This is a genomic window from Pseudomonas sp. S8, assembly GCF_050473925.1.
In the GTDB taxonomy this organism is placed as follows: Bacteria; Pseudomonadota; Gammaproteobacteria; order Pseudomonadales; family Pseudomonadaceae; genus Aquipseudomonas; species Aquipseudomonas parakoreensis.
The window spans coordinates 1-8,505 of sequence record NZ_JBFDVZ010000019.1; the positions used below are offsets into that span (position 1 = coordinate 1).

Consider the following 8,505-nt stretch of genomic DNA (forward strand, 5'->3'; position numbering starts at 1 on the left):
CAGACGCCTTAACAGCGTGAAGGTGGCATCGACAATAAACACCCCTAGCAGAATGAGCCAACCCCACAGTAAATCAGGCGCGATCCAAGCCGCCTGTAGAGACAAAAGTCCCAACACGACACCCAGAAAACCACTGCCTGCATCCCCCATGAAAATCTTCGCCGGCGGAAAATTCCAACACAAAAAACCCGCTACGCAAGCAGCAAGAAGGACTGCGGGCCATGCAAGATCAGCGTTACCGCTGAACCAATAGATAAGCACGCCGCCGAAACACACGGTGATCGCCTCAAGACTGGCAATACCGTCGATACCGTCCATGAAATTATAGAGATTCAGCATCCACACCAGATAAACCACAGCCAGAAAATGCCCGATCCAGCCTGGATCAATCGAGAATCCAAACAAGGCAAAGGGCGCGAGCCCCCCCAGCCAGTAAACTCCCCAACCCGCACTCAGGAAATGCGCCAGCAATCTCCATCGCGCGGCAATATGGCCATGGTCATCCAGAAACCCGATCACAGCAGTGACCGAACCCGCCCCTAGAAAAGCAATAAAGGTATCAGATGACATCAATCCACAGCCATATAGCATACAGAGCGCTACAACATAGCTCAGCACTATTGCCACTCCTCCGCCGCGCGGAGTCGGGACTGAATGAGAGCTGCGGTCATTCGGCACATCCATGAGGCTTCGCGCCAGCGCATAACGCCTTAAGCCTGCGGTCAGGGCGAACGAAACTCCCACCAACAATGGAACAATCCAGTAGAAGTTCATTACTTTTGAGATTCCAGATAGGCTTGCACGGTCGCGTTCAGTCCTTGATCGAGGCTCATTGGAGGCACCCACCCCAAGAGTCGTAAGTTTTTGCTTATATCAACCTGAAGAGAACCGAAAAGTCGCTGGGCAATGGCCTCCCTGCCCAGGAGCTTTGCCCCCAGACGCATAAAAGCCACCGGAAATGGCAACAGCCTCGCGGGCTTATTCAATGCTCGACCGATTTTCATCAACAGCTCTGTTGTGGATACATCCTCACCATCGCTGGCAAGAAAAGTCTGATTGGCCGCTGCTGGATGAGAGAAGCACGTCAGTATCAGATCGATCAGGTTATCCAGGCTCACCAGACTACGCTTGTTGACGATCGCACCAAATGGCAACGGAACTCCCCGGTCCAGCCAGCGGATCATACTTAAAAAGTTCGCTTTCACGCCCGGCCCGTAAACCAGTACGGGCCTGATAATAACAAGTTCCATTGACGTCGAAGATACCAACTGGCGAAGAGCTTCTTCAGCTTCACACTTGGAAATGCCATAGGGATCGACGGGGGAAAAGGGATCGTCTGCCGTAAAGGCTCTGCCAGGAACAGTAGACTCCCCGTTCACTTTGATTGAGCTGATGTAAATGAATCGACGGACCTTCGCTTTCACGGCCTGTCGAGCCAGGTTCAGAGTGCCCTCGACATTTACCAAGCGAAACTCGGTCAAGGGATCGCCCGACTGCTCGTCCATCACGTGAACCCGTGCTGCGGCGTGCACTACAACGTCGACGTCAACCAGAGCAGCCTGCCAATCAACGGTTGGAGTCAGGCCAGGAACATTGAACGCGCGCACTGACGCAGGCAGGCTTTTGCAGTCACGTCTTAATGCCGTGCGCAAGGAGTATTCTTTTTGACTTGCCAATGTCCTTAACAGGGCGCCGCCCAGAAAACCCGAACCACCTGTAACCAATACGGTGCTAGCGTTCATCTATCTCATTCTTAAATAGCAAAATCATCGTGATAGCAACCCTGGTCCCACACCTTCGACATATCGCGCAGTCTGCTGTGATCGCGAAGCATCGTCCTGGGCAGCAAGCCAATGCACTGAACACGCGAAACCGAATGGATTTGTTGTAGGGCAACGCCTGAGATCTGTCGTCTATGGCGGCCATGATACCTGTAAACCCGGACCATGCTTTTCAGCCATAAAAATGACGGATGCACATGCTACCTGATTGCCCCCTGTCCGCCGGTCAATATCCCTGCGCAGATGCGGCTAAGCACTACTAGGGCAAAGTAATTTTCGCTACAATGCCCGTTTTGACTTTGGTCATCCAATGTTATTCCGAGGCTGACTCGCGGTTAGTGCCCTCGCCACGGATTTTTCTGACCAACGAGTCATTTATTCGCAACGGAGTGCTAGGTGCATAGCCCCTCAACATCAGATTCTAGCGTGGACACTCACCCGGCAAACCAACTCGTGAAGTCAAATTGCTTCCACCGCTCATTGTCCAAGCGTGTCGCAATACTTATGTGCACGTACAACGGTCAACGTTTTCTGGCTGACCAACTGGCCTCCATCGCAACCCAGACTCACGAAAACTGGATAATTGCCGTATCCGACGACGGATCAACCGATCAGACCCTGGACATTCTCGCGGCGTTTTCCGAAGGATTGAAGACAGCAGACAGTGTCCGCGTGTTCCAGGGTCCCAAACGGGGGTTTGCCGCCAATTTCCTGACTCTCACCTGCAACGAGGCTGTTCAAGCGGATTTTTATGCATGGTCTGATCAGGACGATATCTGGCTGGACACCAAACTCGAGACAGCTCTGGACTGGCTGCAAACGATTCCCACGGATGTTCCGGCACTTTACTGCGGGAGGACCCGCGGCATGAACTCGCACGGAAAGCCATGGAATGCTCACCACTTTTTTCACGTCCTCCGGCGTTTGCCAATGCATTGGTACAGAGCATCGCGGGAGGCAATACGATGGTGTTCAACCATGCAGCACGCGAATTGATGCGCATCGCAGGCGATCATCTGGAGATCGTCGCGCACGACTGGTGGGCCTATCTTCTGGTGACCGGCGCTGGCGGCAAGGTTGCCTACGACGCACAACCTTTCGTTCTGTATCGTCAGCATGAAGACAACCTGATCGGGGCCAACTCCGGATTGAAAGCCCGGTTTTCACGGTTTCGCCAGATGCTCAAAGGACGCTTTTCGAACTGGAATGAACAGAACATCCATTGCCTGACTTCGGCGCACGCACTGCTGACTAATGAAAACCGGAAAAAACTTGAATGCTTTCGCCTTGCGCGAAAAGGCAACTTGCCGCGCCGCCTTCTTGGACTGCTGCGTGCCGGTGTCTACCGCCAGACACTGCCAGGTAACATCGGACTTCTCCTCGCAGCCATCGTGAAGGGTATTTGACCGATGACAACCAATCGAAAGCTTCACCGTGATGGCAACGGTGTATTCGTCAAATCGGGTTTCAGTCATTGCGCTGCACCCATCGGCTACTTCCAGTCGCCACCTTCAAGCGAACTAAATAACGTCGCTCGTACAATCTATCAACTTACCGAACGGCCTCCATTGGAGCTTTTGCCTTGAACATGCATGATTCATTTCCAACGTCGCCTTTGCGAATGCTGATCAGCGCAATTAAAAATCGCCAACTGATCATGCAACTGACGAAACGAGAGATTTCATCTCGTTATCGCGGTTCAGTGGGGGGCGTAGCATGGTCATTTATCAACCCGCTGCTATTGCTCGCTATTTATACATTTGTCTTTTCAACCGTATTCAATGCGCGCTGGGGCGGCAGCGGTGCGGCCACCGGGTCCAAAGTCGACTTCGCGCTGATTCTGTTTACCGGCCTGATCATTCATGCGTTCTGCGCAGAATGCATCAACTCGGCACCCAAACTGATCACTGGCAACGTCAACTTTGTAAAAAAAGTCGTTTTTCCGATTGAAACCCTCGCTCCGACCTCGGTGTTGAACGCCCTGTTTCACCTGTGCGTCAGCCTGTCGGTGCTGCTGGCAGCACAACTGGTGTTCAATCACTCGATTCCGCTTACTGCGCTGTTTTTCCCGATTGTTCTGATACCGCTAATCCTGATGGTGATAGGCCTATCCTGGATCTTGTCCGCACTCGGCGCATACATACGCGATATTGGCCAGGTCACGGGCATGGCCGCCACGGCACTGCTGTTTCTGTCGCCGGTTTTCTACCCGATCAGCGCCTTGCCTGAAGAGTACCGCGGCTGGCTATATATCAACCCATTGACCGCTGTCATCGAAAATGGCCGCGCAACCCTGTTGTTCGGCCAGATCCCTGATATGCACACACTTGGCACGAGCTATATCGTCGGCATTGTTATCTGCTGCCTCGGCTTTGCATTCTTCCAAAAAACTCGCGCAGGCTTTGCTGATGTCCTCTAAAGATGTTGCCATTCGCGTCAATGACCTCTCCAAGCGTTTCAACATGTATGAGAAAGCGCACGATCGCTTGCTTCAGATGATCTTGCCATCAAAGAAACTTCACCATGAGTTCTGGGCTCTCAAGGACATCAACTTTGAAGTTGCACGCGGCGAGTCTGTCGGCATCATCGGCAAAAACGGTTCGGGCAAATCCACACTGCTGCAGATTATCTGCGGCACACTGACGCCGACCTCGGGCACGGTAAATGTCGATGGGCGCATTGCCGCGCTGCTTGAGCTGGGCTCAGGTTTCAATCCGGAATTCAGCGGGCGGGAAAACGTTTATCTCAACTGTGCGATTCACGGCCTGAGTCGCAGCAAGACTGACGAACTGATGGATGACATCCTGTCGTTTGCAGACATCGGGGAATTCGTCGACCAACCCGTAAAGACTTACTCCAGCGGTATGTTCGTGAGGCTGGCATTTTCTGTCCAGGCTAATCTGAAACCTGAAATCCTGATTGTCGACGAAGCCTTGGCGGTCGGCGATGCACTGTTTCAGAAACGCTGCTACGAACGAATCGAAAAGCTCACCAGCAATGGCACAACCCTGCTGTTCGTCTCCCACGATGAAGAATCGGTGCGGACCCTCACGCAGCGGGCGATCTTTCTTTCCAATGGGAAAATTGAAAGCATCGGGTCTTCGGCCGACGTCATCCTCGATTACCGCAGGAACCTGCACGAACAGGAAAGTCTTTACCTGCAACAGTTGACGAAAAACCTTTCCGACAAGGCTGCGCAACATCAGAAGGACGATAACAAGACTGCCAAGACCGAATCGAAAACTGCAGACCGGTTCTCCTTCGGTAATCAGGATGCCGAGGTTCTGGATGTGCGCGTGTTGAACGCCGAGGGCGAAGAAACCCAGGTTTTCTATGCCACACAGACGTCTGTCATTCGCGTGTCCTTCCGCTGCAACGTCGATCTTGACCACCTGAATGTGAGCCTACGTCTTCGCAACAAGGAAGGCGTCAAGATTTACTCCTGGGGCACGCTAAACCAGGACATGGCCATTGCCGCCAATCTGGCGACGGGCGAGACCTTCTGGACCAAGACATTCACTGCCGGCACCGAGTCCTCTGTTGATTTTCAGTTTGAATGCAGTCTGGGCGCCAACCTTTACGAAATTCAGGCTGCCATCTCCCAGGAAGGCAAACCTTACTACGCCGAACAACGCATTCTTCACTGGCGTGACGAGGCGGCATTTTTTACGGTGGCTACCAAGCCCCGCGAATACCATTTTGGCGGTGTCCTCGACCTCCGCATGAAAGCAATCGAACTCAAGGGCTGAGCCAATGACTATTTCCACAAACATTTGCTCGGCATCACTGACGGCAGGGGAACGCCAACAACTGGTCTCGCAGGTACTTTCAGCCTGTGGTAACGGCAAAGTGCTACATATCGGCCTGCCTGATACAGAGTTGCTGCGGGCCTTCCTGCTGGCGGGTGTGCAGGCGTACAACGTCTTCCCGGGTGCTGAAACCGAGTGCGGCAATGCACAGCTTCCAGGACGGTTCATTGCATGGGACGGTGCTGACCTGCTATTGGACGACGAGAGTTTTTCGACGGTATTGATCACTCATGCCGACGACGCTGCTCTCTCCCTCGAGCGTTTGGCTGTCGAAGCGCCAAGAGTCTCGAAACGCAACATCTTCCTGTTTCTGGACACCAGCTGCGAACCCGACACAAAAGAAGCCCGCAAAGCTTGGGAAATGCTGTTCTTCGAAAACGGCGTACGCAAACACCCTGCCTACTATCGCGTCAACGATTACCAGTCTCTGCAATATGAACAAGGCAAAATTGCCATACCGCTTGAGAAGCTTCCCAAGGAAGCCGCCACCGTTTATCCATTGGAAGCGCTGAAAGACGAGCGCGACCTGCACATGGACATGACGCGCGAGCCTGGCAGTCGCTCCGATGGCCATATCATTCGCTATCTCCTGGCCAGTCGCTATGTGCGCAACGGCGACCGCATCCTCGACGCGGCCTGCGGACTAGGTTACGGCGCCTATACTTTGTTCAACTGCTCGGACGCCAGTTCGATCCTCGGCGTTGATGGCAGCAACTATGCAGTCAAATACGCTGAAAAAAACTTCTCTGCTGCGGTCAATTCGCAACTCACCTTCAAAGAAGGCTGGCTGCCGGAAGCGCTGAACGATATTCCGGATAACTCGATCGACCTCATTACCTCGTTTGAAACCTTGGAGCACGTACCGGATCCGGTTGGATTGCTGGCAGAGTTCTACCGGGTCCTAAGCCCGTCCGGGCGAATCGTACTTTCCGTTCCAAATGACTGGTCAGACGAAACCGGAGAAGATCCGAACGAATTCCACTTTCACGTCTACACGTGGGAGCGCATCGTTAAAGAACTGGAAAAAGACTTCATCGTCGAAGCGGCTTACGCCCAGACAGCGGATCAATACAAACCGAAAATCAACAATGCTTACGAGTGGGCAGTCGGCATTCGCGAGCTGTATGAAGTAGACCCCAAGACATTGATCGAAAAAGATCCGTCTTGTGAATGGTGCCTTCTGGTCGGCATGAAATCGCCGACACTTGGCGCAACCGTGCCTTACCGCGAAACCACCTACGATCTCTATCCTGAAAACCCGGGATGGAAGGTCACGCGTTTTGACGACTATGCCAACCCCTGGCTGGTGAAAGGCCTGGTCACGATCGGTCATCGCATCGAAGACACTCAGAAGCTGCTCGAGCTTGCCCGCGAAGTCGCCGCTCAAGCCCCGGAAACCTCACCTGACCTGGGAGCGGCACTGTGCATTCAGGCTTACCAACTGCTGCAGGCATCCACACTGACGGTGAGTCAGCTGGAAGTGTTTGCAAAAGATTCTGACGCTTACATGAATCAGGCGGATCATTCACCGCAGCAGTTGCGCTGGAAAGTATCGATATCGTTCGTTATGGCCCAACTCTGGCAGGCCGCAGGCGACACTGATCGCGCCATTGATCTTTATAAAACTTGTGTGGCCTATGACTGCACTCAATACAGCCCGACTCTGATTACCAAGCAAATCAGGTCCTACCTGAATCTGGGTTTGATCGAGTCCGGCAAAAGAAATAATCAACAAGCAGCGTTGTATTGGCGTACAGGTGTCACCAGTGCAGAAAAGGCCCTCGCCATCGATTGGTGCGCCTCATTGGGCTCGCTCGAAAAACCGACCGATTTTGGTATGTCCGAACTGGGCGCCATTGTCGAACTCGCTTCTTCGTGCGCTTATGCCTTGCGATACGTTTCCAACATTGAGAATCGCACCCCGCAATGGTGGCATCAGCATCTTCGTGACCGCGACTCTCAACTGTCGAGAATGCCAGGTATCGTGGCGGAAACCGCGCGACTGAATCGGGTGGTCATCGACAAAGATGCGACCATTCAGTCTGTGATCACGCAGACCGAGGTCGCCGTACAGGCCGCCATCACCAAGACTGAGGCAGCGTTTCACTCTGCGATCACACAGACGGAAGAAGCGTTCGTGTCCGCCATCTCGCAAACCGAGGCAGCGTTCCAATATCTCATCAACAAAACAGAGGCGGTTGCTGAGTCCGCCATCAATCAGAGTCAGAATCTGAACTCCACGCTGAATGAAATTAATGACGCCCTGCAAGAAGCACTGGCTGCCTCTGAAGCAAGACAGCAGGAGATCAGCGCCCTGAACCAGCACCTGGAACAAAAGAACGCCATCGTGCAACAGCTCAACGTTGAAGTCGCACATCGCGAGCAACGGCTACAAGCCATCGGCCGGAGCCGACTGTTTCGTTTGAGTCAGGCATTTGCAGCGCAACCCAACGATCTCAAGAAATACTTGCGCATCGCCTACATGCTCGCCTCCCTCGTGACCCCTGCCCCCGCACGTCGCTTGCTGAGTCCGACCGTCTCGGCCTTGAAGAAAAGCCTGAGAGGCCAGCCACCAGCTATTGTGTCGAACACTGATGCGCCCACCGACATCAGTGAAGATACTTACATCGTCAAGCAGCCAACCAGTGTGAATGCTGTCCGGCCGCGGGTGCTGCATGTCATCGCCAACTTCATGACCGGCGGCTCCTCACGCCTGGTGGTGGACATCTACGAATACCTGGGCGTCCGGTTCGAGCAAAGTATTCTGACCAGCCATGCGCCGATCCCCGCCGCGTATTCGGGCATCACCATCAAGGAAATCAAACTGTCTGCAGACGAGATGCCTTTTGTCGAGTACCTGCAAGCACTACAACCAAATGTCATTCACATGCACTACTGGGGCGACTGTGATGAAC

Annotated in this window: 7 protein-coding genes; 5 read left to right on the top strand and 2 right to left on the bottom strand. The window is 53.5% G+C overall.

Translation table 11 applies throughout. The annotated features are described in order from the left end of the window. Both AB1J88_RS29440 and AB1J88_RS29445 read right to left on the bottom strand, forming a co-directional pair. Positions 1–774 (bottom strand): MraY family glycosyltransferase (locus AB1J88_RS29440; RefSeq protein ID WP_430292734.1); only part of this gene is annotated, 774 nt, incomplete at its 3' end. Then, positions 774–1,742, bottom strand: a complete 969-nt coding sequence (locus tag AB1J88_RS29445; RefSeq protein ID WP_430292731.1) for a UDP-glucose 4-epimerase family protein — start codon at positions 1,740–1,742, stop codon at positions 774–776. The genes AB1J88_RS29445 and AB1J88_RS29440, both read right to left, overlap by 1 nt. Before the next feature lie 543 nt (positions 1,743–2,285). Here AB1J88_RS29445 and AB1J88_RS29450 point away from each other — a divergent pair. The 5 genes from AB1J88_RS29450 to AB1J88_RS29470 form a co-directional block, all read left to right on the top strand. Further along, the gene (locus AB1J88_RS29450; protein ID WP_430292735.1) at positions 2,286–2,777 is read left to right on the top strand and encodes a glycosyltransferase; all 492 of its coding nucleotides are present in this window, start codon (positions 2,286–2,288) and stop codon (positions 2,775–2,777) included. Next, on the top strand, positions 2,669–3,187 hold the full coding sequence (locus AB1J88_RS29455; protein ID WP_430292737.1) for a hypothetical protein: 519 nt from the start codon (positions 2,669–2,671) through the stop codon (positions 3,185–3,187). The genes AB1J88_RS29450 and AB1J88_RS29455 overlap by 109 nt, the downstream gene beginning before the upstream one ends. A gap of 176 nt (positions 3,188–3,363) precedes the next feature. Further along, positions 3,364–4,200 carry an ABC transporter permease gene (locus AB1J88_RS29460; protein ID WP_430290007.1) on the top strand — a complete coding sequence of 279 codons (837 nt, stop codon included), beginning with the start codon at positions 3,364–3,366 and terminating at the stop codon, positions 4,198–4,200. Then, positions 4,190–5,530, top strand: coding sequence for an ABC transporter ATP-binding protein (locus AB1J88_RS29465; protein ID WP_430290006.1), 1,341 nt, complete (start codon positions 4,190–4,192; stop codon positions 5,528–5,530). The genes AB1J88_RS29460 and AB1J88_RS29465 overlap by 11 nt, the downstream gene beginning before the upstream one ends. A gap of 4 nt (positions 5,531–5,534) precedes the next feature. Next, a partial coding sequence (locus AB1J88_RS29470) for a methyltransferase domain-containing protein (RefSeq protein ID WP_430292736.1) occupies positions 5,535–8,505 on the top strand: 2,971 nt, incomplete at its 3' end.

Bases quoted from the DNA above. Each gene is read 5' to 3' on its own strand.
- AB1J88_RS29445 (WP_430292731.1), bottom strand. From the start codon at position 1,742: ATGAACGCTAGCACCGTATTGGTTACAGGTGGTTCGGGTTTTCTGGGC.
- AB1J88_RS29450 (WP_430292735.1), top strand. From the start codon at position 2,286: ATGTGCACGTACAACGGTCAACGTTTTCTGGCTGACCAACTGGCCTCC.
- AB1J88_RS29455 (WP_430292737.1), top strand. From the start codon at position 2,669: ATGGAATGCTCACCACTTTTTTCACGTCCTCCGGCGTTTGCCAATGCA.
- AB1J88_RS29465 (WP_430290006.1), top strand. From the start codon at position 4,190: ATGTCCTCTAAAGATGTTGCCATTCGCGTCAATGACCTCTCCAAGCGT.